This window comes from Ruegeria sp. B10 (genome assembly GCF_056539825.1).
Genome location: NZ_JBQFVP010000001.1, coordinates 222187 through 243741 on the forward strand (window position 1 = coordinate 222187; position 21555 = coordinate 243741).

General features: G+C 58.8%; 22 protein-coding genes. 2 read left to right on the forward strand and 20 right to left on the reverse strand.

Going from position 1 to position 21555, the window contains the following annotated elements; translation table 11 throughout:
- Nucleotides 1–48: 48 nt before the first annotated feature.
- Complete coding sequence (locus tag ACR0J4_RS01160; RefSeq protein WP_170458257.1) at nucleotides 49–687, forward strand: MarC family protein; 639 nt, start codon at nucleotides 49–51, stop codon at nucleotides 685–687.
- A gap of 186 nt (nucleotides 688–873) precedes the next feature.
- On the opposite strand, the gene ACR0J4_RS01165 is transcribed toward ACR0J4_RS01160, so the two are convergent.
- From ACR0J4_RS01165 to sciP, 5 genes are all read right to left on the reverse strand, one after another.
- Nucleotides 874–996, reverse strand: a complete 123-nt coding sequence (locus tag ACR0J4_RS01165; protein WP_419737977.1) for a hypothetical protein — start codon at nucleotides 994–996, stop codon at nucleotides 874–876.
- A gap of 113 nt (nucleotides 997–1109) precedes the next feature.
- Nucleotides 1110–3200: an ATP-dependent DNA helicase RecG gene (gene recG, locus ACR0J4_RS01170; protein WP_170641651.1), complete on the reverse strand. Its 2091-nt coding sequence runs from the start codon at nucleotides 3198–3200 to the stop codon at nucleotides 1110–1112.
- On the reverse strand, nucleotides 3197–5449 hold the full coding sequence (gene ligA / locus ACR0J4_RS01175; RefSeq protein ID WP_170641652.1) for an NAD-dependent DNA ligase LigA: 2253 nt from the start codon (nucleotides 5447–5449) through the stop codon (nucleotides 3197–3199). Before ligA ends, recG begins: the two co-directional genes overlap by 4 nt.
- Nucleotides 5450–5574: 125 nt before the next feature.
- Nucleotides 5575–6291 (reverse strand): response regulator transcription factor CtrA, encoded by a 717-nt coding sequence (ctrA, locus tag ACR0J4_RS01180; protein ID WP_170466869.1) that lies wholly within the window; start codon nucleotides 6289–6291, stop codon nucleotides 5575–5577.
- Nucleotides 6292–6375: 84 nt separating this feature from the next.
- Nucleotides 6376–6669, reverse strand: a complete 294-nt coding sequence (gene sciP, locus ACR0J4_RS01185; RefSeq protein WP_170641655.1) for a CtrA inhibitor SciP — start codon at nucleotides 6667–6669, stop codon at nucleotides 6376–6378.
- 129 nt (nucleotides 6670–6798) lie between these two features.
- Here sciP and mnmA point away from each other — a divergent pair, with 129 nt between their 5' ends.
- Nucleotides 6799–7944 (forward strand): tRNA 2-thiouridine(34) synthase MnmA, encoded by a 1146-nt coding sequence (gene mnmA, locus ACR0J4_RS01190; RefSeq protein ID WP_170641657.1) that lies wholly within the window; start codon nucleotides 6799–6801, stop codon nucleotides 7942–7944.
- Here the strand turns inward: mnmA and ACR0J4_RS01195 are convergent.
- The 15 genes from ACR0J4_RS01195 to acuI all read right to left on the reverse strand — a co-directional run bounded on the left by ACR0J4_RS01195 (nucleotide 7941) and on the right by acuI (nucleotide 21496).
- Complete coding sequence (locus tag ACR0J4_RS01195; protein WP_170641659.1) at nucleotides 7941–8486, reverse strand: carboxymuconolactone decarboxylase family protein; 546 nt, start codon at nucleotides 8484–8486, stop codon at nucleotides 7941–7943. The two genes, mnmA and ACR0J4_RS01195, sit on opposite strands and share 4 nt — an antisense overlap.
- A gap of 80 nt (nucleotides 8487–8566) precedes the next feature.
- A complete protein-coding gene (locus ACR0J4_RS01200; RefSeq protein ID WP_170641661.1) occupies nucleotides 8567–9142 on the reverse strand; it encodes a hypothetical protein in 576 nt (191 codons plus the stop codon).
- The gene (gene lpxB, locus ACR0J4_RS01205; RefSeq protein ID WP_170641663.1) at nucleotides 9135–10301 is read right to left on the reverse strand and encodes a lipid-A-disaccharide synthase; all 1167 of its coding nucleotides are present in this window, start codon (nucleotides 10299–10301) and stop codon (nucleotides 9135–9137) included. The genes ACR0J4_RS01200 and lpxB overlap by 8 nt, the downstream gene beginning before the upstream one ends.
- The gene (locus ACR0J4_RS01210; RefSeq protein ID WP_170641665.1) at nucleotides 10301–11095 is read right to left on the reverse strand and encodes a UDP-2,3-diacylglucosamine diphosphatase LpxI domain-containing protein; all 795 of its coding nucleotides are present in this window, start codon (nucleotides 11093–11095) and stop codon (nucleotides 10301–10303) included. The genes lpxB and ACR0J4_RS01210 overlap by 1 nt, the downstream gene beginning before the upstream one ends.
- Before the next feature lie 4 nt (nucleotides 11096–11099).
- Entirely contained in the window at nucleotides 11100–11885 is a 786-nt protein-coding gene (gene lpxA / locus ACR0J4_RS01215; RefSeq protein ID WP_170641667.1) for an acyl-ACP--UDP-N-acetylglucosamine O-acyltransferase, read from the reverse strand.
- Nucleotides 11882–12355, reverse strand: a complete 474-nt coding sequence (gene fabZ / locus ACR0J4_RS01220) for a 3-hydroxyacyl-ACP dehydratase FabZ (protein ID WP_170458279.1) — start codon at nucleotides 12353–12355, stop codon at nucleotides 11882–11884. The genes lpxA and fabZ overlap by 4 nt, the downstream gene beginning before the upstream one ends.
- Nucleotides 12356–12430: 75 nt before the next feature.
- Nucleotides 12431–12949 (reverse strand): OmpH/Skp family outer membrane protein, encoded by a 519-nt coding sequence (locus ACR0J4_RS01225; protein WP_480668272.1) that lies wholly within the window; start codon nucleotides 12947–12949, stop codon nucleotides 12431–12433.
- Nucleotides 12950–13021: 72 nt separating this feature from the next.
- Nucleotides 13022–15382 (reverse strand): outer membrane protein assembly factor BamA, encoded by a 2361-nt coding sequence (gene bamA / locus ACR0J4_RS01230; RefSeq protein ID WP_170641671.1) that lies wholly within the window; start codon nucleotides 15380–15382, stop codon nucleotides 13022–13024.
- Between the two features lie 127 nt (nucleotides 15383–15509).
- A complete protein-coding gene (locus ACR0J4_RS01235; protein ID WP_419737989.1) occupies nucleotides 15510–15638 on the reverse strand; it encodes a hypothetical protein in 129 nt (42 codons plus the stop codon).
- Nucleotides 15639–15718: 80 nt separating this feature from the next.
- A complete protein-coding gene (rseP, locus tag ACR0J4_RS01240) occupies nucleotides 15719–17071 on the reverse strand; it encodes an RIP metalloprotease RseP (RefSeq protein WP_170641673.1) in 1353 nt (450 codons plus the stop codon).
- A 4-nt stretch (nucleotides 17072–17075) separates the two neighbouring features.
- A complete protein-coding gene (gene dxr, locus ACR0J4_RS01245) occupies nucleotides 17076–18248 on the reverse strand; it encodes a 1-deoxy-D-xylulose-5-phosphate reductoisomerase (protein WP_170747367.1) in 1173 nt (390 codons plus the stop codon).
- Nucleotides 18248–19030 carry a phosphatidate cytidylyltransferase gene (locus ACR0J4_RS01250; protein WP_170641677.1) on the reverse strand — a complete coding sequence of 261 codons (783 nt, stop codon included), beginning with the start codon at nucleotides 19028–19030 and terminating at the stop codon, nucleotides 18248–18250. The genes dxr and ACR0J4_RS01250 overlap by 1 nt, the downstream gene beginning before the upstream one ends.
- Entirely contained in the window at nucleotides 19027–19758 is a 732-nt protein-coding gene (locus tag ACR0J4_RS01255) for an isoprenyl transferase (RefSeq protein WP_170458293.1), read from the reverse strand. The genes ACR0J4_RS01250 and ACR0J4_RS01255 overlap by 4 nt, the downstream gene beginning before the upstream one ends.
- 10 nt (nucleotides 19759–19768) lie before the next feature.
- Nucleotides 19769–20332, reverse strand: a complete 564-nt coding sequence (gene frr, locus ACR0J4_RS01260; protein WP_170373774.1) for a ribosome recycling factor — start codon at nucleotides 20330–20332, stop codon at nucleotides 19769–19771.
- 168 nt (nucleotides 20333–20500) lie between these two features.
- Nucleotides 20501–21496 (reverse strand): acryloyl-CoA reductase, encoded by a 996-nt coding sequence (acuI, locus tag ACR0J4_RS01265; RefSeq protein WP_170548586.1) that lies wholly within the window; start codon nucleotides 21494–21496, stop codon nucleotides 20501–20503.
- Between the last annotated feature and the right edge of the window lie 59 nt (nucleotides 21497–21555).

Here is a 21555-nt window from a genome sequence, read left to right on the forward strand (position 1 = left end):
TGGCCTAAACCTGTTTAATTTCACCCAAACTTCGGTGGAGGAATGGGCTTGAACAACCTGCTCGAACACTTCGTTACGTTGTGGGTTGTCATTGACCCGATCGGCACAATCCCCGTTTTCATCGCCGTCACCGCGGGGCTCGAAGCCGCTGCACGGCGCAAAACGGCGATGCTCGCGTCGTTGATCAGTGCCGGCGTGCTGCTGTTCTTCCTCGTCTTCGGACAATTGCTGATCGAGGCGTTAGATATCGGGTTGAACTCGTTCCAAGTCGCCGGAGGGATCATCCTGTTCCTGTTCGCGCTGACAATGATCTTTGGCGAAAGCAAGCAGGAGATCGAACAACGCGCCGCCGAAGACGACAAGGAAGATAAGGTCCATAAACACAACCCGGCGATCTTCCCTCTGGCGGTGCCGTCCCTGGCCTCACCCGGTGCGATGCTGGCGATCGTGATCCTAACGGACAACCACCGCTACAGCGCCGCCGACCAGGGGATTACTGCGCTGGTCATGCTATCGGTCGTGCTCATCGCCTTTGTTCTGATGCTTCTGGCCGAGCCGATCATACGCCTGATCGGTCACTCCGGCGCGGCAATCATCAGCCGTGTGATGGGAATGATCCTAGCCTCGGTCGCGGTGAATTCCGTTCTGTCGGCCATGTTGGAAATCATCAAAACCGGCCAGCTATAAAAAAACCGCCGCTCCTTCCGGGCGGGAAGGGCGGCGGCAGGCAATGCGTTTCTCGTGTGGGGTCCGGGACACCGCGCGGGGCCGAGGCATGGCCCCTCAAGGGGTTTGGGACAGGCAGGTCACCCTTGAATTCACTGGGGATGACAGGCGCGGGCTATTCGGCACGAGATCGCAGGCAAAAAAGGGTTAGAAACCAACCGGAAGGTGAAGAGCCACCATCAGCATAACGACCAGAGACGCAACACCCGCTGCATCTTGCAGGATGGTCGAGTGCGAGCGCGTGAATACGGTCTTGATCTGGGTCAGCATGGGTCACCTCCGGGTCAGGGATTTAATCCTTTGTTGACCTTTTGTTCTCATATTTCTCCGAGTCGGTAAAGAACTTTTTGAGAACATTTGCGAACTTTATGGATACTTCGTTACTAACCTACTGAAATCAAACGGATCGCCTGATCCTGTTTCATCAGCCAAAGCAGAACACGCGCGGCCTTTCCCCGGTCCGAGGTCAGTTTGGGATCAGTATTCAGCAAAGCTCGTGCGTCAGTCTGGGCCACGGCCATCAATCCGGCCTGCCGTTCCAGATCCGCAATACGAAACTTCGGCAACCCGGATTGGGCGGTTCCAATCAGATCTCCCGCACCGCGCATCTGTAGATCGGTCTCGGAAATGCGAAAGCCGTCCTCGGTCTCACGCAGGACCTCCAACCGTTTGCGACCACCCTCACTGAGAGGCGCCTGATACATCAGCAGACAGGTCGAATCCGCGTCCCCTCGGCCAACGCGTCCACGCAACTGGTGTAGTTGAGCCAGACCAAAAATCTCGGCCCGTTCGATCACCATGATCGAGGCATTGGGGACGTTCACGCCCACTTCGATCACTGTCGTCGCCACCAGGACCTTGGTTTCACCCGTCTGAAACGCGGTCATGGCGGCATCTTTTTCGGCAGGTGGCATTTGCCCGTGGACCAAACCAACAGTGCCCTCGCCCAAGATAGCGCGCAGCCGTTTGAACCGCTCTTCCGCCGCTGTCAGGTCGGAGACCTCCGATTCGTCGACCAGCGGACAGACCCAGTAGCACTGTCGCCCTTCCTCAATGGCGCGGCGCAGATGGGCGACGACTTCTTCCATCCGCCCCGTGCTGACAATCGCTGTCTTGATCGGTTTTCGCCCCGGCGGCTTTTCGTCCAAAACCGAAACATCCATATCGCCATATTGCGCCAGAGCGAGACTGCGCGGGATCGGCGTGGCCGTCATGACCAGAACATCGGCACCCTGCCCTTTTTCCGACAGCTCCATCCGCTGGCGCACGCCAAAGCGATGCTGTTCGTCGACAATCGCCAGACACAAAGCCTTAAACACCACATCACTTTGGAACACCGCATGGGTGCCCACGAGTATCTGGATATCGCCAGCCTCCAAAGCGGCAAGCTTGGTCCGCCGCTCTGCCCCCTTGTCGCGTCCGGTCAGGATTTCCAACACAACGCCAGCCTCTTCCGCCAAAGGGCGTAACCCCTCGAGATGCTGGCGCGCCAGAATCTCCGTCGGAGCCATCATGACCCCCTGCCCTCCGGCCTCGACCGCGACTAGCAGAGCCATAAACGCCACCAGAGTTTTGCCTGCGCCCACGTCACCCTGAAGCAGCCGGTTCATGCGCGATTCCGAGGCCATATCGCCCGCGATTTCATCTATCGCCCGTGTCTGCGCACCAGTTGGCCGGTACGGCAGGCTCGCCAGAACCTTTGATTGCAACGCGCCCGTGCCAACGCTGACAATCCCGCGTGCTTTGCGTTCCCGTTGCCGCGCCAGAGCCAGCGTCAACTGATGCGCCAGCAGCTCATCATAGGCCAAACGCTCGCGCGCCGGGGCGAATGAAGCTACGTCATCCGCGCCTTGAGGGTTGTGTGCGGCCTGAATTGCCGCGTGCCATGAGGGCCAGTTTTGACTGCTGATCTGCGCCGGATCAGCCCATTCGGCCAAGACCGGTGCGCGCGTCAAAGCGCTGCGGACAGCCTTGAACATGGTCTTCTGCGTGATCCCCTGCGTCAGATGATAGACCGGCTCGAACTCAGGAATATCCGAAGCCTGATCCACCGGCAGCATGTGATCGGGATGCACCATCTGCGCCATACCGTCGAACAGCTCCAACTTGCCCGAGATCACACGGCGCGATCCTTCCGGCAGGACTTTCTTCAGGTAATCGCCACGCGCGTGAAAGAACACTAATTGGAAATCGGCCTGACTGTCCTCGACATGGACCCGATACGCGCCGCCCCTATTCCGAGATGGGCGATGCGGTCCGACCGTCACCTCAACCGTCAACGTCGACGGCAGATCAACCCCTTGGATCGTGTCGCGCCTGCGTCGATCAATCACGGCATAGGGCAAGCCAAACAGAACGTCTCGCGGGCTTTCCATCCCGGCCTGCGCCATCGCCTGAGCGGTCTTCGGGCCGACCCCCTCCAAGGTTTCAACCCCTGCGAACAGGGGAAACAAGGATTCTGGCCGTCCGCTCATGCGCCGTCGATCAGCTGCAACCAGCCATCCTCATCCAGGGTTTCGATCCCCAGCTCTGCCGCCTTTTTGGCCTTGGAACCAGCACCCGGCCCTGCAACAAGAATATCGGTCTTCTTACTGACCGACCCTGAGACTTTGGCCCCCAACGCCTCGGCCCGCGCCTTGGCTTCGGCGCGTGTCATCTTTTCCAGCGTGCCTGTGAAAACCACGGTCTTGCCCGCCACCGGGCTTTCTGAGGCTGGTGCATCAGGTGGCACGACAGTCAAATGCGCCTTGAGCGTATCAAAGGCCTGTCGTTCCTCAACATTGGCGAAGGCGTCGGACAAAGCCAAACCAACAGTCGCGCCGATCCCGTCAACCGCAATCAAATCCGACCACGCGGCCGAAGCCTCCTCGGGCACGGACAATTCCGCGATGGCGGCGGTGCGGCTTTCCTTAATCCGCGGCCGACGCCCGTCAGAGGCAGCGGCGAACCGTTCAGCCTCTTCCGCTTGATCCGCAGCGCGATATGCAAGCGCCGCAGGGCGCGCGGCATCTACCGCTTGGGACATTGCCTCCCAGTCGCGGTAATGCAGCGCAAGATCACGCGCGACGACCTCACCTACATGGCGGATGCCAAGGCCAAACAGCAATCGCGCAAAGGGAATAGTCCGTTTCTCATCAATGGCCGCAAACAGATTGCTGGCTGAGGTGTCCCCCCATCCTTCGCGATTTTTCAAACGGGACAGAGCACCTGAGTCCCTGTCTTGCAGATCAAAGATATCGGCAGGCGTTTTGATCGGCAGGACAGGATCTTCATAGAACATCTCAATCTGTTTTGCGCCCAAGCCTTCGATATCGAAGGCCTTACGAGACACGAAATGCTTCAACTTCTCAACGGCTTGGGCCGGGCAGATCATGCCGCCCGTACAGCGCCGCACCGCGTCCCCTTCTTCGCGCACCGCCGCACTACCACATTTCCCGCACCTATGCGGGAACTCATAAGGAACCGCATCTTCGCGTCGTTTCGAAAGGTCGACATCGGCGATTTTGGGGATCACATCCCCGGCGCGGTAGACCTGTACCCAGTCCCCCTTGCGGATGTCCTTGCCGTCCCGGATGGTGCCACCCTTGGCGTCGCGCCCGGCGATATAGTCTTCGTTGTGCAGCGTTGCATTCGATACGACAACTCCGCCAACTGTGACCGGATGCAAACGCGCAACAGGGCTGAGCGCGCCGGTGCGACCGACCTGAATGTCAATCGCTTCAAGCCGGGTCCAGGCCAGCTCGGCAGGGAATTTATGCGCGATGGCCCATCTGGGTGTCGTCGATCGAAACCCGAGGCGGGCTTGCAGGTCAAGGTCATCCACCTTGTAAACCACACCGTCGATATCATAACCCAGCGTCGCGCGCTGTTCTTCGATCGACCGGTAGTGCGCCAACATCTCCTGAGTTGATTTGCACAAATGTGTCAGCGGATTGGTCGAGAACCCATAGCTTTTCAGGCGCTCAATCGCCCCATCTTGTGTCTTCGCCAGAGGGGCCGACAGCTCTCCCCACGCGTAGGCAAAGAACTTCAGCGGTCGCGCCCGGGTGATTTCGGAATCCAGCTGTCGCAACGAACCGGCCGCAGCGTTTCTGGGGTTGGCAAAGGGCTTGCCGCCAGCCTGGGCCTGACGTTCATTAAGCGCTTCGAAATCCGCGTGAGACATGTAGACCTCACCGCGCACTTCCAGAATATCGGGAGCGCCTTGGATCGTGTGCGGAATATCAGTGATCGTCCGGGCATTCGCCATCACATTCTCTCCCACTTCTCCATCGCCCCGCGTGGCGGCTTGGACTAGTTTTCCCTGCTCATACCGCAGGGATAATGAAAGCCCATCGATCTTGGGCTCAGCCGTATAGGCCAAAGGCGCGTCCGCAGAAAGGCCGAGATATTTGCGAATCGAGCGGTCGAAATCCGCGACATCCTCATCATCAAACGCATTGCCCAATGACATCATGCGCTGTGCATGCGTGACTTTGGAGAACCCGTCCGCCGGGCGCGCGCCGACTTGATCACTTGGACTATCAGAGCGTTTTAGATGCGGAAATTTCTCCTCTATTTCGATATTTCGCCGTTTCAGCGCATCGTATTCTGCATCCGAAATCTCGGGCGCGTCTTCCCCGTGATACAGCCTGTTGGCCCGCAACAGCAGGTCTGCAAGGCGCGCGAGTTCGGCGCGTGCCTCATCCTCTTTCAGGTCTGCTATCGAGATAGAATTGCTCATGGCCTCGCCCTGTCACTTTATTCTGGACCTCAGTGATAGGGCGAGGTCATGGCTAGGTCCAGACGTCCTGAGCCGTGAGTGGAAATGCCACCCTCTGGACCATGGGTGGCAAGTGTCTTCGAACGTCAGGCGTTGACTGCCATCCGCGTCTCATCAAGCGAGTTGCTTTGCGGGTCACGCAAAACGTAGCCGCGCCCCCATACGGTTTCGATGTAGTTGTCACCGCCCGTCGCGTTGCTGAGCTTCTTGCGCAGCTTGCAAATAAACACGTCGATGATCTTCAACTCGGGTTCATCCATGCCGCCATAAAGGTGGTTGAGGAACATCTCTTTCGTCAGAGTTGTGCCCTTTCGCAAGCTCAACAGCTCGAGCATCTGGTATTCCTTACCCGTCAAATGCACCGTCTGACCATCAACCTCGACGGTTTTCGCGTCCAGATTGACCGCAACACGACCGGTGTGAATCACCGATTGCGAATGGCCTTTAGAGCGGCGGATGATAGCGTGGATACGGGCCACCAGTTCTTCGCGATGGAACGGTTTGGTCAGATAATCGTCTGCTCCAAACCCGAAGCCCTTAATTTTGCTTTCAGTGTCATCGGCACCGGACAGGATCAAAATCGGCGTTTCCACCCGAGCGATACGCAGTTGGCGCAAAACCTCATGGCCGTTCATATCCGGCAGGTTCAGGTCCAAGAGAATGAGATCGTAATCATAGAGTTTCGCTAGGTCGATCCCTTCTTCCCCAAGGTCCGTCGCATACACATTCAGATTGGCATGCGTCAGCATCAGTTCAATGCTTTTGGACGTGGTAGGATCATCCTCGACAAGAAGTATTCTCATTTCACTGCTCCAATTCGGGTCAAAACTTCCAATTAAAAATACACCTGACCAAGAATGGTTAATCTTGCGTTACCGTTGAATCATTTATTCACTTTCGCCTTTAGGTTGTCGATAATATTTTAGCGCGGTAACTTTCAGAGCATCAACGCCATGCTCTGCCACGGCAGAGACCCAGATGTTGAATTCCTCATCGCTGATGCCGTAGCGTTTCTTGGCCTCGGACAAGGTGATCAGACCATATAGTACCCCGCGCACGACAAGGATCTTGCGCGACGCCACCCAGCGCCGCGTGTCCGGCGGCGGCAGGTCGGCCTGCGACAAAATCGTGCCATCCGGAAGGGTTACAGACCGCGGACCTTCAACTTTGTGCAAATACATCTCTCAACCCTTTTTCTGCTGCGACAAAGTTGACACCAGTCTACTTAATGCTGCGTGAAACCGCCCCTTGAGAGTGTCTAGAATTTTCTTATATTCTGCCGGTCTTTCTTAACCCGGACTGGAATCGCCATGGCCCTCGCCGCCGAGACCCAACTCAATTCGCTTGGCTTTGCCAAACCGCCCTCGGAAACGCGGGTGGTGGTTGCTATGTCGGGCGGTGTCGACAGCTCCGTCGTGGCCGCATATCTGGCGGATCTGGGCTATGATGTCGTGGGCGTCACGTTGCAGCTATATGACCACGGTGCGGCGCTGGCCAAAAAAGGCGCGTGCTGTGCTGGGATCGATATCCACGACGCGCGTCGCGTGGCCGAAGAGCGTGGTTTCCCGCATTACGTTCTGGATTATGAAAACATCTTCAAGGACGCTGTGATTGACGAATTCGCCGACAGCTATCTGGCGGGCGCGACACCTGTGCCCTGCATCCGCTGCAATGAGCGGGTAAAGTTCAAAGACCTGCTGGAAACGGCCAAAGACCTAGAAGCTGATTGCATGGCGACCGGCCACTATATCCAGCGGAAGATGGGACCCAAAGGGCCTGAGCTGCACAGCGCCGAGGATGCGAACCGAGATCAGTCCTACTTCCTGTTCTCGACCACGCCCGAGCAGCTGGATTTCCTACGCTTCCCTCTGGGCCACCTGCCCTCGAAGGATGCGACCCGCGAAATGGCAGCGCAATACGGGCTGGCGGTGGCGGACAAGCCCGACAGTCAGGACATCTGCTTTGTTCCTAACGGCAACTATGCCAGCGTCATCGAAAAGCTACGCCCCGGTGCAGCTGAACCGGGTGAGATTGTCCATGCCGATGGCCGCGTTCTGGCGCAGCATAACGGCGTGATCCACTACACGATCGGACAGCGCCGTGGGCTGGGTATCGGAGGCCTCAGCGAGCCGCTTTACGTGGTGAAATTGGATGTCGACAAGAAACAGGTCGTCGTCGGCCCGAAAGAGATGTTGGCCACGCGAACCGTCCCCGTGCGCGAGATCAACTGGCTGGGCGATGACCCCTTCACCTCGCGCGACGAATGGCATGTGTCGGTCAAAGTGCGATCAACCCGCCCCCCGCGCGAGGCGATCATTCGACCATTGTCTGAAACCACGGCCGAGGTCGAATTGCTGACACCCGAGGAAGGCATCTCGCCCGGTCAGGCCTGCGTGTTCTACGACCCAAACAGCAGCCGCATTTTTGGTGGCGGCTGGATTTGGCGCGGCTACTAGGCCGAGACCGGTGTAACCTCGGGTTCGATCTGAATTTGAAGGGCGTCGTTGAACCGATTGAATGCTCCGCACAGGGCAATGCGCCATGTCAACTCAACGATCTGCGCGTCAGTGAACCACTCTTTCAGGTCCGAGACCTCCACGTCGCGCATACGGCCTGAACGGGTGGTCACTGCTTCGGCATAGCGGACCACTCCCTTGTCACAGGCGTCCAACTCGGGGTGATCTTCGACCTTCGGTAACCGCGCTACGCCTTCCGCGCTGAGACCCGCCACAGTCAGCAAGGGCGTGTGATGCGACACGCAATAGTCACAGGCATTCAGTTTGGAAACCGTGACCATCGCCAGCTCCAACGCGCGGCGCGGAAGGGTTGCCTGCGCGCGCAAGGTGGTAAGCATCCCGCTGACATGTTCCAGAACCGGAGGGCAATGCGCTGCCACCCGCGCCCAATTGTCGAACGGCCCATATGCGCCCAATTCCGCATGTGCCGCACGCGCGGCCGGTGTCATGTCGTCGTCGGTCAAGGCAGGAATACGGGTCATCAAGGCTCTCCTTCTGCTGCAGGGTATCGCAAGCTGCAGGTCCAACTGCAACGCCGCTTCGTTCACAACACCGACACAGATCAGAGAATATCGGTCGGCGAGTTCAGCAGAATGTAGAGCCCGACGCAGACCATGATATAGGGTGCGATCTTCTCTAGCCGGTTGACGCGCGGGCCTAGTTTCTGCGCATGAGGTGCACCCCAGGCAGCGACGGCTGCCAAACTTGCCGAAGCACAAGCCGCGCCAATCAGTGCTGCTAGCCGGTATGCGGGACTGGAATCTGCCAGCAAGGGCGTCATCACGGCGAATGTATCGACCGACAGGCTGAGAAACAGAGTCACGACCGAGGTCACTGCGCCCTTTGGCGTGTCGTCTGTCTGCTCAACTCCTGAAATCTGGTGCCAGATACCGCGCATGCCAAGTGCCAGCGGAACGATTCCAAGATACCCGATCCACTCTGGCAGTCCGCTCTGGCTCAGACCCGTTGCGACGGCCAAGGACAGGCACAGCACAAGCCCATGCGCGACGGCAAACCCCATCAACGAGCGGCGGTGATCCATCACCAGCATCAGCCCCAACAACACGGCCAGGTTGTCGAGATTGGTCGACACCATCACAACCCCGGCCGAAATCGAAAAGAGCAGATACTCAAGCATCAGCTTTGGCCATCCGGGCCAGCACGGCCTTGGCGGCGCGCAGGCCCGGCGCCTCTCCGCCGCGGCCCAGACGATCCATCGTGAGCGTCATGGCCTCACGCTGGGCCTCCGGCTGCGCTGCAACACGTTCCAGGGCTTCGGCGATCTGGTCGGGCTGGCAATCGTCCAGAAGACACTCTGGCACTGTCCGCGTGTCCGAGACCAGATTGACCAGCGTCGCCGTGTCCAGATGCACCATCCGCTTGGCGATCAGAGTTGTTAGCCAGTTGAGGTTATATGCAATCACCATCGGCGTGGCCTGCGCCGCCAACTCCAATGACACAGTCCCTGACGCGGCCAAGGCCAGATCGGCTGCCGCCAAGGCCGCCCGCTTTTGCGCCACCGCCTGATCCGAGGGCAGATCACGTGGGTCAACCACCACGGGAGATCTGGGCCAGCTGCGCAAATGCTCGGTCACGGTGTCGACCATATGGGCCACCGTTGGCACAACAACCCGCGTTTCTGGGCGGTTCTTAAGGTAGAGCGAGAGCGCCTCACCAAAAACAGGAGCAAGCCGGTCGACCTCGCCCCGACGCGACCCCGGCAGGGCCAGCAACAGCGGCGCATCCCCCAGATCATAGGTGTCTCGGAAGGCCTTGATCTCCACCTCCGTCGCCTGCGATTCGCTTGCCACCGGGTGTCCGACAAAATCGCACTCCATTCCGGCGCGCTCCATGTAGGGCGGCTCGAAAGGAAGCAGAGCCAGAACGTGATCGATCACCTTGGCCATCTTGTCGGCACGACCCGGACGCCAGGCCCAGACGCTGGGGGCGACATAGTGAACAGTGCGAATGTCGCTGCTCGCCTTGACCAGTTTGGCCACACGCAACGAGAAATCCGGACTGTCGATGGTGATCAAAACATCCGGCTGTGTCTCCAGCACAGCCTGCGCAGTCTCGGCAATCCGGCGTTTGAGGTGGAAGAACTTGGGCAGAACTTCGACCAACCCCATGACGCTGAGTTCGGACATGGGAAAGCGGCTGTTCAGGCCCTGAGCCTGCATCAGCGGCCCGCCAACCCCGTCAAACGCGACGTCAGGGACCAGCGCCTTTAGGCCCTCCATCAACGCGCCGCCCAGCCGATCGCCCGAAGGTTCCCCGGCGACCAGATAAACGCGCATCAAACGGCCCGCTCGCGCACGTATAGGAACAGGCCAAGACGGTTGCACTCGGCGACAACATGATCCCGCCGCAGCACTATCACACCGCCTTTTTCGATGACGATGCCCGTCAGACCGGCGGCCACCGCATCAGTGACGGTCTCCGGACCGATAGCAGGCAGATCCACGCGGCGATCCTGATCGGGTTTCGGACCTTTGAACAGAACCCCGCCGCCCGCATCCGGGCGCTGGGTCAGCGATTGCAACATCCACGCAGTGCCAAAATTGCTCTCAACCGCCAGAGCCTGCCCTTTGGAGACGGCACAGGCCTGACCGATATCGGCACTGCCCATCGCGCGCAGAATACCTGCGGCACGGTCGGCATCGGCCAGATCGGCCTCGGACGGGTGTGTCTCGGTTAGGCATCCCAGCGTTGGTAGCAGATCAGGTGCGATCTCATGCGCGGCTTTGACGGCCAGGCCCGCATCCTCAAAGATACCGATCACAGCGCGTAAAGCGCCATCATCACCCGACATCATCGCCTTTTGAATGATCGGCACCAAAGGCATCGTTGCGGCATCAATCCGCGCGGGATCGACTTTGGGCCGCTGCACCGCACCCGCCATGCAGATCTGTGTCACGCCGCGCGCCTTGAGATCCGCAAGAAAGCTGCCGAGCTGTTCCAGACGGAAAACGACGTCTACTTTCAGGCTCTCAGGTTCGAACCCCTCCATCGCGCAGACCAACGGACGGTCTGGCAGAGCGTCCACGACAGCGTCCGGCAGAACACCCGTTCCTGCGATCAAAGCCAGCATTTGGTTATTTCCTCGGCGTCAGGAACGAGCGATCTGATTGACCGGTGACGAACTCGACAATGCGTTGAACATATTCGCTGTCGGTGTACTTGCCTGCGCGATGGGCGCGTTCCTGAAAAGTCCCCTCGCCGCCGGACAGTTCCTTGAACGCAGCCCGCAGAGCCGAGATATCCTCACGCGATACACCGCGCCGTTTCAGGCCAACAAGGTTCAGCCCGTCCAACTCGCCGCGTGGCGCTTGCACCAGACCGTAAGGGATGACGTCGTTGGGCACCATGGTCAGCGCGCCTATGATAGCGCCGCGACCGACGCGGACCCATTGGTGCAGGCCCGAGATTCCGCCAACGATTACGTCATCTTCGACGATACAATGCCCCGCCGCGCCTGCGTGGTTCACCATGATCACACGGTTGCCGATCTGAACGTCATGGGCCACGTGAACTCCGGCCATGAACAGGCAATCGTCACCGATCCGAGTCACACCACCACCGCCTTCGGTGCCCGTGTTAATGGTCACATGCTCGCGGATGCGGTTGCGCTGGCCGATCTCAAGCCGCGTATTCTCGCCGCCGAATTTCAGATCCTGCGGAATCTCACCGATCACCGAGAAGTTGAAGATCACCGTATCGTCGCCGACCGTGGTATCACCTGTGACGACCACATGCGTCTTCAGCTCGACCCGGTCGCCCAGTTTGACCTGAGGACCCACGTAGCAGAACGGACCAATCACACAGTCCTGACCGATCTGCGCACCCTCTTCGATGATTGCGCTTGGGTGAATGCCGCTCATGTCGTTTTTTCCATGTCCCAGTCGACATAGGCCGAGAATTCGGCTTCGGCTGCGACCTCACCGTCAACGGTTGCGCGTCCGTGGAACTTGAACAGCTTGCCGCCCTTCTTGCCGCGCAGGGTTTCGACATGCATCTCCAGCACGTCACCCGGCACCACTTTGCGGCGGAATTTGCATTTGTCGATGCTCATAAAATAGATCAGCAGCTCGGTATCAATGACATCCATGCCGACGCCCAGCATCACGCCCGACGTCTGGGCCATCGCCTCGACAATGGTGACACCCGGCATGATCGGAGTTCCGGGGAAGTGGCCCTGGAAATGAGGCTCGTTCATGGTGACATTCTTGATGCCACGGGCCGATTGATAGCCGTCGATGTCGACCACCTTGTCGACCAGCAGAAACGGATAGCGATGCGGCAATATCCGCTGAATCAGCTGAATGTCGGCGCTTTTGGTTTCCGTCGTCATCGTTCACTCGTCCCGTTATTTGGATGTGTCAGTTTCCGCGTGGTTAGCAATACCGGCCCCTGAGGGCAAGCGAACCTATTCGCCTGAGCCGTCCTGAAGGCCGGTTCCATCGCCGATTGCGGCATTGATGCGGGCAATCGCTTCATCAGTGATGTCGGAAGTGTCAGCGCTGAGGAATACATTCGCGCGTTCCAGCACCACGGCGGCCCCCGTCTCGCGCATCAGTTCGATCAGAACGGGCTGCGCCAGGGCATAAAACGTCTGGCGGCTTTCTTCGCTGCGCCGGGCCAAGGCGTCCAGTTTGGCGCGCTGGCCGTCGCGATGCGATTGCACCTTTTCGTCGAAGGCCTGCGCAAGAGGGCGGAAATCCTCTGGGGCCAGCTCCGCGCGTTTTTGAGTTAGGTCTTTCTCTTCGCTGCTGAGTTCCGCGACGATCCGCTCATTCTCTTCCGCGAGCTGCGCGCCCTCGGATTCGATCTCGCGCAGCACGCGCTGGCCGAACGCCGAATCCGCAAACAACCGGTCGCTTGAAATGGTCAGGACCAGCGGATCTCGCACGCCCAATTGCTGCGCCGCTGTTTGGGACGCGAGCACAAGGCCCAGCAAAAGGCAAAGGGCCCGAACCGGGCCCCATGCGCGTCTAGATATTCGCAACCGCATGCCGGATCAGAACCGCGCCTGAACGGTCAGGTCGAAATTCTGTTCCTTGTCGAAGTCTTCTTTCTTCAACGCTTTCGAGAAGTTGAAGCGCAGCGGGCCGAACGGAGTTTCCCACAGAACCGACACACCGATGACGTGACGAATGGAACCATCCGCACCCACAATATTTGCACCTGCGGTATTTACGTCATTGATGTTGTAAAGGTTGCCGACGTCGTAGAACAAACCGCCCCGCAGGCCCAGCTCTTCCGGCAGCCCTAATGGGAAGTCGCTTTCGAACCGCGCCACCCAGTAGTAGTTGCCGCCGATGGCGTCGTCTTGCCCGTTGGACAGATCACGCGGGCCAATACCGGCCGGCTCAAATCCGCGGAAGGTGTTCGGCCCCAGAACGAAACGGTCGATGGTACGGCTGAAGTCATTCCCCGACCAATGCAGCGCACCGGCCTCGAGCGTTGCGCGCAAAACGACTTCTTCGTTCCAAACACGGGTCTGCGCGATCGTGCGCGCAGTGGTCTTGAAGAATTTGTTGTCGCCACCCAGACCAGCGGCATCAAAGCCAAGTTCGAAAAGGACACCCGCATTCGGGTTCAGGCCGCCGATACGGCTGTCATAGACATAGGTCAGGCCAAAGCTGCTGTTGACCCGCTCACCCTGCGCGATCTCCGATGTGATGACCGCACCGTTAGCCTCGTTGTCCTGCTGGGTCATTTCCGAGCGTTCCCAGCCATAACGCACGCGTAGCGCCGACAGCTCGCCGATCGAATAGGTTAGCTGTGGGTTAAAGAACACGCGGTCCGTATCATAGCTGGCAAAGCTGGAGTTCGTGGTCGCGATACCCAGGCCCAGATCAAAGCGCAGTTTGCGGCCCAGAAGGTACGGCTCGGTGAAGCTCAGCGAGTATTGCTCGGAGTCCTGAGCGGTTGAGATGGTCAGACCAAGGTTCTGGCCCCTGCCCAAGAAGTTCGATTCATTCAAGCCGATGGCGACACCGAAACCATCCGAGACCGAGTAGCTACCACCGAGGCTCAGCGAGCCGGTAGGTTGTTCTTCGACATCCACATCCAGGATCACCTGGCTGGGCGAGGATCCTTCGCGCGGCTCGACCTCGGCGTTGGCAAAGAAGCCTAGTGCGTTGATCCGCTCAGCCGCTTGGCGAATTTCGCGTGGGTTGAACGGGTCGCCTTCCACGGTGTCGAACTGACGACGAATCACCCGATCCAGCGTGGTTGTGTTGCCCTCGATATCTATTCGTTCCACGAAAATCCGCGGCCCGCGGCTGAGGACGAATTCCACGTCTAGCGTCAGATCGCGCGGGTTCCGCGTGACTCGCGGCTCGACCCTCAGGAAATCCACGCCCTGCTTCACACCCAGCCGTTCCTGACGCGCAATCGAGTTCTCTATCAGGGTCGGCGAATAGGTCACGCCCGGCTTGATCTTCAGAGCATCCTGATAGATCGAAGGATCGACACCTGGGATCTCGCTTACGGTCGTGATTTTGCCGAACGAGAACTTCTGCCCTTCGGTGATGTTCATGACTAGGAAAAAAGCGTCCCGCTCGCGGGTGAATTCAACATTGGCACTGTTCACACGAAAATCGACATAGCCGCGTGACAGGTAGAAATCCCTAATGACCTGTTTGTCGAATTCGATCCGGTCTCCAATGAACGTATCGTTGCGGAAGAACGTCCGCAGGAAGGTAGCCTGTTTGGTCTCAAGCACGCGACGAAGGCGGCGGTCCGAGAAGGCACGGTTGCCGACAAAGCTGACACGTTCAACCTCGATCGTGGTGCCTTCTGCGACTTCAAACACCAGATCGACGCGGTTGTCGTTTCGGCGGATGACGCGTGGGATCACAGTTGCCGATACCCGGCCTTGGGCGGAATAGACTTCGGCAATCAGATCGGCGTCCGCCTCGGCTGCCTGCGGAGTGAAAACACGGCGCGGCTCGGACGAGATCACATCCAGCAAAAGGTCATCTTTGACGCGGCGATTCCCTTCGATGCTGATCTGGTTGATCGTCGGGTATTCCTGCACCTCGATCACCAGAGTCGTGCCTCGAGGTGTCAATTCGACTGTTTCAAAAACACCACTGTCAAGCACACGCTGATAGGCGTCGTTCAACTGACCGGCCGAAACCGTCTGCCCGGGTTCGATTCCCGTCCGTTGGATGATTGTACCTGTCTCGATGCGCCGGTTCCCCTCAACCTCGAAGGAGTTGATGGTAAAGTTTTGCGCCTGCGCTGCATGCGGCAAAGCCAGTAAACCCATTGCCGCAGTAAGAAAAAGAAATGATCGTGTGCGCCACAAAATCTTGTTTGTTGTCATCTGCCCTCCGCAGGATATACCCGCGCCTCGCCCGTCAGCCATTTTTTCTCTACCCAAAAATTTAGGACTTAATGCTGAGTAACGAGATTGAATGCGCTTGTCAAAACTCCAAAACCATCGGGGCGACGATAGGTCACCTGACACGCATTCTTCTAAGGTTTTTGGGGAATCAGAGACCGGCGAGATACGCGCCGCCAGCAAGCGCCAGCGCCGTCAGACCAAAGCACAAAAGCACATCCCAGTTCAGAACAAACAGGACGCTGACACTCTGATAGGATTTTTGAATAGCTTTGGTCATGGCCGCCTCATTTTCAGCGGCTATTTTTTACCCCTGAAATGAGGCAGCAATGCGGCGCGATTGCGCCGCTTGCGCCACAATCAGCAGAACAGATCGTTACTGACCGAGAAAACCATGAGGCTGAGAACCACCGCAATCCCGAGTGTCATCAAAATCCGCAGCGCTTTGTCGCTGGGCGGTTTGCCCGAGACCGCCTCATAGGCGTAGAACACAAGGTGCCCTCCGTCCAACGCCGGGATCGGGAAAAGGTTCAGAAGACCCACAGCCGTTGACAGCACCGCGATAAAGAAGATGAAGTTCTGAGCGCCCTGGCTGGCCATAGCGCCCGAGGTCTCGGCAATTCCGATCGGACCGGAGATGTTACAAGTGCTGATCGCGCCGGTAATCATGTGCCAAATGCCGGACAGAGACCCTTCGATGATGCGCCCGGTCTGACCCACTCCGCCAACCAGCGAATCCCAAAGCCCCGCAGGCTCGGTCGCGGGTTGCAGCATCATGCCGCCAACGATCCCGATCCGCCAATGGGTGACAAACCCGCCATCTGGCTTTGGTTCATCGGTCCGACGCGGAGCAAGCGCGAATTCAAGCTCGGCCCCGTCACGCCAGACGTTCAGCAACAACACCCGACCGTCCGAGCCTTCGACATGTTCTTTCAGCTGCTCGAAGGCAAAGATCGGATCTCCATCAACCGAGGTGATGACGTCGCCCCCTTCCAGCTGGATATCAAACGCCGCACTGCGCGGCGTGACCTGTTGAATCAGCGGCGGGAACAGCCAAGGGGCTGAGACATCCAGCGTTTCGCCATCGCGCAGGACTGTATAGTCCAGCACTGGCTCGACCGGTAGCGCGTCCGTGAAGTCGCTCCACGCGCCTTCTTCATCGAAATCAGGGACTTCAATCCCGGCAATGGCCAGAATCTCATCTCCTTCGCGTAGCCCCTGCTCTGTTCCCGGCAGCGGCTTTAGTTCGCCAACCGTCAGCGGTTCACGCGTGACGCCCTGAGACCAGAAGACCAGGCCAAAGACCAGAATGGACATGACGAAATTGAACACCGGCCCCGCCGCCACAGTGGCCGTTCGCGCCCACAAGGGTGCGCCGTGCATTGTATGGCGCAGATATTCCGGCTGTTGCTGCGCGATGTCATCCATCGCGTCTTCATCCTTGCCCGAGGCAGCATTGGCATCGCCAAGGAACTTCACATATCCACCAAACGGCAACAGCGCGATCTGCCATTGCGTGCCGCGTTTATCCACGCGGCTCCACAGAACAGGGCCGAACCCAATCGAGAACACCTCCGCATGAATGCCGGACCAGCGGCCGACGATGTAGTGCCCGTATTCGTGAACCGCGACGATCACGGACAGGGCAATCACAAAGGCCAAAATCGTCCAGAGCAAATTTCCGAACTGAGGGATCAGCGAAAGTACGTCCAAAACTCTATCCTGCTCGTTTGATCACGGCTTCATCCGCCCACTGCCGTGCGAGATGGTCCGTTTGCTGTACGTTATCAAGGGTCAAAGGGGCGTTAATAAGGCCATCTTCGGCATCAAATCGGTCCAGAACACGTGAGACGACCTCCGCCATGGTCGTGAAACCGACCCGGCCCGCGATGAAGTGATCCAGCGCGCGCTCTTTCGCGGCGTTGAAAACCGCCCCCGAAAGGCCGCCTCGGGCCATCACGTCTCGGGCCAGATTCAAAGCGGGATAGCGGTTCAAGTCGGGATGGGAAAAGCGCAACTGGCTGAGCTGCGCGAGATCCAACCGCTCAACCGGCAGATTACGCCGTTCAGGCCAATGCAGAGCATAACCGATTGCATGCCGCATATCCGGCGGGCCCAAGTGCGCCATCAGCGCCCCATCCCGAAAACCGACCATCGCATGGACAATGGATTCGGGATGTATCAAAACCTCGATCTGGTTCGGATCGACGCCAAAGAACTCTCGGGTTTCAATGACTTCAAGCGCTTTATTGAACATGGATGCGCTATCAATCGTGATCCGCTGCCCCATGTCCCAGTTCGGATGGCTTGAGGCCTGGGTAACGGTCGCGGACGTCAAATCCTCGAGCGGCCAATCCCGGAACGCCCCGCCGCTTGCAGTGATGATAACGCGTTCGACCGCGTCAATATCCTCACCGACCAATGCCTGAAATACCGCCGAATGCTCACTGTCGACGGGCAGCACACGCGCATCGTTCTCGCGGGCCGTCTGCAAAACCAGGGCGCCCGCACAGACCAGAGTCTCTTTATTGGCAAGCGCCAGCGTTGCGCCGTGCTTCAAAGCCTCAATTCCGGGAGCCAGGCCCGCAGCACCAACGATCGCGGATAGCACCCAGTGCGCGGGGCGCGCGGCGGCCTCAACGATCGCGCTCTGACCCGCTGCCACCTCGATCCCGCTGCCCTGCAATGCATCGCGTAGGTCCTGCAATCGGTCCTCAAACGCGGTGACGGCGAGTTGCGCGCCAAGCCGCCGGGCATCCTCGGCCAGTTGCCGGATATTTGCGCCACCTGTCAGGGCGACCACGTCATAGGCTTCGATATCGCGCGCAATGAGGTCAATCGCATTCTGACCAACTGATCCGGTCGCCCCAAGGATCGAGACTTTGCGCATCACATCTCTCCGGGTGCGTAAACCAGCCCCGCGATCAGCACAAACAACGCCGCGCCCATCATGCCGTCAAACCGGTCGAGAAACCCGCCATGCCCCGGTATGAGGTTCGAGCTGTCCTTGACGCCGAATTTCCGTTTGACCGCGCTTTCAACGATATCACCCGCCTGGCTGGCCATTGATGCCAGAATCGAGACCAGAACGAACGGCACCCCAAACCCGCCATACAATGCGAAGCCCGCGCCAACCAGGCCCGCCGCGACCCAGCCACCTGCTGTTCCTGACCACGTCTTCTTGGGGCTGACCTTGGGCCAGAATTTCGGGCCACCAAAAGCCTTGCCCACGAAATACCCGGCAACATCCGTAGCTACGACGACCGCGATCAGCCAGACCATCCAGCCGAAGCCCATGTTTTCACGTATGGAAATGAAGCCCAGACCCGCGCCTGCGATCCACAAGGCAAACAGAAAGTACAACCCTCGCGAACGGGTGACTTGCCCTGCCCCGACCAGCGCCGGAGCCACCAGAAACGGCAATTTATAGAGCGGCGGCACGTGATAGCTGATGATCACCGCAACCCCGGTCAGGATACCGAGCTGCACGGCCATGCCACTGCGCTGCGGTTCAATCATCCGCACGAGTTCCCAGGTCATCAAACCGCAGGCAACTGCGATGAAGCTTTCAAACCACAACCCGCCCAGCCAGACCTCAACCGCGCCAATTGCGACCAAAACGACTGCGGACAGAATCCGTGCGGTCAGATCAGACCATCGGCCTTCGCTCATGCCAGAACCGCTCCGAAACGCCGCTCGCGCGAGCCGTAGTTGCGGCACAGACGCTCCAACTCGGCGGCGGTGAAATCCGGCCAGAGCGTGTCAATAAATTCGTATTCGGAATAGGCCGACTGCCAGAGGAGAAAATTTGAGATCCGCGCCTCTCCGCTGGTGCGAATGACCAGATCGGGATCGGGAAGAACGCGTGTATCCAGATACTTGGGCAGGGTTTCTTCATCCACATCCTCGGGCTTCAGCCGCCCTTCGGCCACATCCCGTGCAAGACGTTTTGTGGCCCGCGCCACCTCATCCCGGCCGCCATAGTTCAACGCGACGGTCAAATGGACCAAATCGTTGTCCTTCGTTGCCTCTTCCAGCGAATCCATCAGGTCGATCAGCTTGGCATCCAAGCGGACCCGATCACCGATAAAGCGCACGCGAATGCCGTTCTCGGCCAGAGTGCGGGTTTCCTTGATGATGTAGCGCCGAAACAGGCTCATGAGGCCAGCAACTTCGACCTGAGTCCGCTTCCAGTTTTCCGTCGAAAACGCAAAGACAGTTAGGTATTTAATGCCCAACCCCGGACAGGCCTCGACCACCTCACGCACGCGCCGCGCACCTGCGTGGTGACCAAAAAGCCGAGGACGGCCACGCGCCTGCGCCCACCGACCATTGCCATCCATGATAATTGCGACATGCTTTGGGCCAGCCTGCACGTCCGTATGGGGATCTTTGGGCATCAGTACCGGCTCAGACCTGCATGATTTCCGACTGCTTGGTCTCAAGCGCGGCATCAACAGCTTTGATCATCGTGTCGGTCAGATCCTGAACTTCGCTCTCCCAGAACTTCTGATCATCTTCGGACATTCCGTCCGATTTCGCTTTCTTGATCTGATCCATACCGTCCCGGCGCACGTTGCGGATCGAAACCCGCGCGCTTTCGGCATATTGCCCGGCAACTTTGCCCAACTCGCGGCGGCGCTCTTCGTTCAGTTCCGGGATCGGCAGCATGATGATTGTGCCGTTCAGCTGTGGATTGATACCCAGCCCGCTTTCACGGATCGCCTTTTCCACCTTGCCCACAAGGCCCTTATCCCAGACATTCACCGTCACCATCCGAGGTTCAGGCACATTGACCGTGCCAACCTGGTTGATCGGTGTCATCGAGCCATAGGCATCCACCATCACCGGCTCCAGCATCGAGGCCGAGGCCCGCCCGGTGCGCAGAGAGGCAAATTCAGTTTTGAGATTGGACATTGCGCCGTCCATGCGGCGTTTCAGATCGTCGGTGTCCAGTTCGAAGTCGTCAGACATGCTGCTCACTCCCCGTCTTCAAGTGCTGTTTGGATGGGTCTTAAGCCATCACATTTGGGATGTATAGCAATCATGAGCATGAATTGTGGCAATGACCAGAACTGTTTCGGTCCTTTTGCCGCCCAGAAGGTTAAGCCAGGGCAGTTCTGCCCCGGCTATTTTCTTGGATCAGGCGTTTACGTCGACGACAACGCGGCCCTTGACCTGACCTTTCAGAATATCCGCACCCAGTTGCGGCAAATCGGACAGAGCTGCCGGATGCACCATGGCCTCCAGCTTGTCCATTGGCAGGTCGGTCGCGATGCGCTGCCAAGCCCGCAGGCGGTTGTCATAAGGCTGCATCACGCTATCGATCCCCAGAAGGTTCACACCGCGCAGCAGGAAGGGAATCACTGTTGCAGGCAACCCCGCTCCGCCAGCAAGACCGACTGCGGCGACCGAGCAGCCATACTTCATCTGCCCCAAAACGCGCGCCAGCATGTCACCGCCAACGGCATCGACACAGCCCGCCCAGGTTTCGCTTTCCAGCGGGCGCTTCGTAGTCTCGTTCAGCTCTTCACGCGGCACGATGGTCGTGGCGCCAAGCGATTTCAGGTAGTCTCCGGTCTCAGGGCGACCGGTCACAGCCGCGACCTCATAGCCCAGCTTGCCCAGAATGGCCGTCGCCACTGAACCAACGCCGCCTGCAGCACCAGTCACCAGCACAGGCCCACGATCCGGCGTCAACCCGTGATCCTCCAGAGCCATGACCGCCAACATGGCCGTGAACCCAGCCGTTCCAACGGCCATCGCCTGCCGCGCGTCCAGCCCATCCGGCAACGGCACCAACCAATCGGCCCGAGCGTTGGCCTTCTGCGAATAGCCACCCCAATGGGCCTCACCCACACGCCAGCCGGTTAGAACCACCTTGTCACCGGGCTTGTAACGTTCGTCCGAGGACGCCTCGACTGTTCCGGCATAGTCGATACCGGGAATGTGCGGGTAGTTCCGCACCAGACCGCCGCCCTTGGCCGACAAACACAGACCGTCCTTGTAGTTCACAGTCGAATACTCAACAGCAACCGTCACCTCTCCGTCAGGCAGATCCTCCAGCGAGAGCTTCTTGACCGAGGGGCTTGCCAGACCGCTTTCTTCATCCTTTTCCATAACCAAAGCATTGAACATATTGCTATCCTTTCATTTTTGGCGGCCAGCCCAATCCTTCACCTGGCCCAAAATATCCC

What these genes read in the sequence shown, in the direction of transcription:
- ACR0J4_RS01200 (WP_170641661.1), bottom strand. Translation starts at nt 9,142, where the DNA reads ATGCTTGAGTATCTGCTCTTTTCGATTTCGGCCGGGGTTGTGATGGTG.
- fabZ (WP_170458279.1), bottom strand. Translation starts at nt 12,355, where the DNA reads ATGACGACGGAAACCAAAAGCGCCGACATTCAGCTGATTCAGCGGATA.
- bamA (WP_170641671.1), bottom strand. Translation starts at nt 15,382, where the DNA reads ATGGCTGACGGGCGAGGCGCGGGTATATCCTGCGGAGGGCAGATGACA.
- sciP (WP_170641655.1), bottom strand. Translation starts at nt 6,669, where the DNA reads ATGTATTTGCACAAAGTTGAAGGTCCGCGGTCTGTAACCCTTCCGGAT.
- dxr (WP_170747367.1), bottom strand. Translation starts at nt 18,248, where the DNA reads ATGCGCAAAGTCTCGATCCTTGGGGCGACCGGATCAGTTGGTCAGAAT.
- ACR0J4_RS01165 (WP_419737977.1), bottom strand. Translation starts at nt 996, where the DNA reads ATGCTGACCCAGATCAAGACCGTATTCACGCGCTCGCACTCGACCATC.
- ACR0J4_RS01250 (WP_170641677.1), bottom strand. Translation starts at nt 19,030, where the DNA reads ATGAGCGAAGGCCGATGGTCTGATCTGACCGCACGGATTCTGTCCGCA.
- ligA (WP_170641652.1), bottom strand. Translation starts at nt 5,449, where the DNA reads ATGAGCAATTCTATCTCGATAGCAGACCTGAAAGAGGATGAGGCACGC.
- ACR0J4_RS01235 (WP_419737989.1), bottom strand. Translation starts at nt 15,638, where the DNA reads ATGACCAAAGCTATTCAAAAATCCTATCAGAGTGTCAGCGTCCTGTTT.
- ctrA (WP_170466869.1), bottom strand. Translation starts at nt 6,291, where the DNA reads ATGAGAATACTTCTTGTCGAGGATGATCCTACCACGTCCAAAAGCATT.
- recG (WP_170641651.1), bottom strand. Translation starts at nt 3,200, where the DNA reads ATGAGCGGACGGCCAGAATCCTTGTTTCCCCTGTTCGCAGGGGTTGAA.
- mnmA (WP_170641657.1), top strand. Translation starts at nt 6,799, where the DNA reads ATGGCCCTCGCCGCCGAGACCCAACTCAATTCGCTTGGCTTTGCCAAA.
- ACR0J4_RS01195 (WP_170641659.1), bottom strand. Translation starts at nt 8,486, where the DNA reads ATGACCCGTATTCCTGCCTTGACCGACGACGACATGACACCGGCCGCG.
- lpxB (WP_170641663.1), bottom strand. Translation starts at nt 10,301, where the DNA reads ATGCGCGTTTATCTGGTCGCCGGGGAACCTTCGGGCGATCGGCTGGGC.
- lpxA (WP_170641667.1), bottom strand. Translation starts at nt 11,885, where the DNA reads ATGAGCGGCATTCACCCAAGCGCAATCATCGAAGAGGGTGCGCAGATC.
- frr (WP_170373774.1), bottom strand. Translation starts at nt 20,332, where the DNA reads ATGTCTGACGACTTCGAACTGGACACCGACGATCTGAAACGCCGCATG.
- ACR0J4_RS01210 (WP_170641665.1), bottom strand. Translation starts at nt 11,095, where the DNA reads ATGCTGGCTTTGATCGCAGGAACGGGTGTTCTGCCGGACGCTGTCGTG.
- acuI (WP_170548586.1), bottom strand. Translation starts at nt 21,496, where the DNA reads ATGTTCAATGCTTTGGTTATGGAAAAGGATGAAGAAAGCGGTCTGGCA.
- ACR0J4_RS01255 (WP_170458293.1), bottom strand. Translation starts at nt 19,758, where the DNA reads ATGCCCAAAGATCCCCATACGGACGTGCAGGCTGGCCCAAAGCATGTC.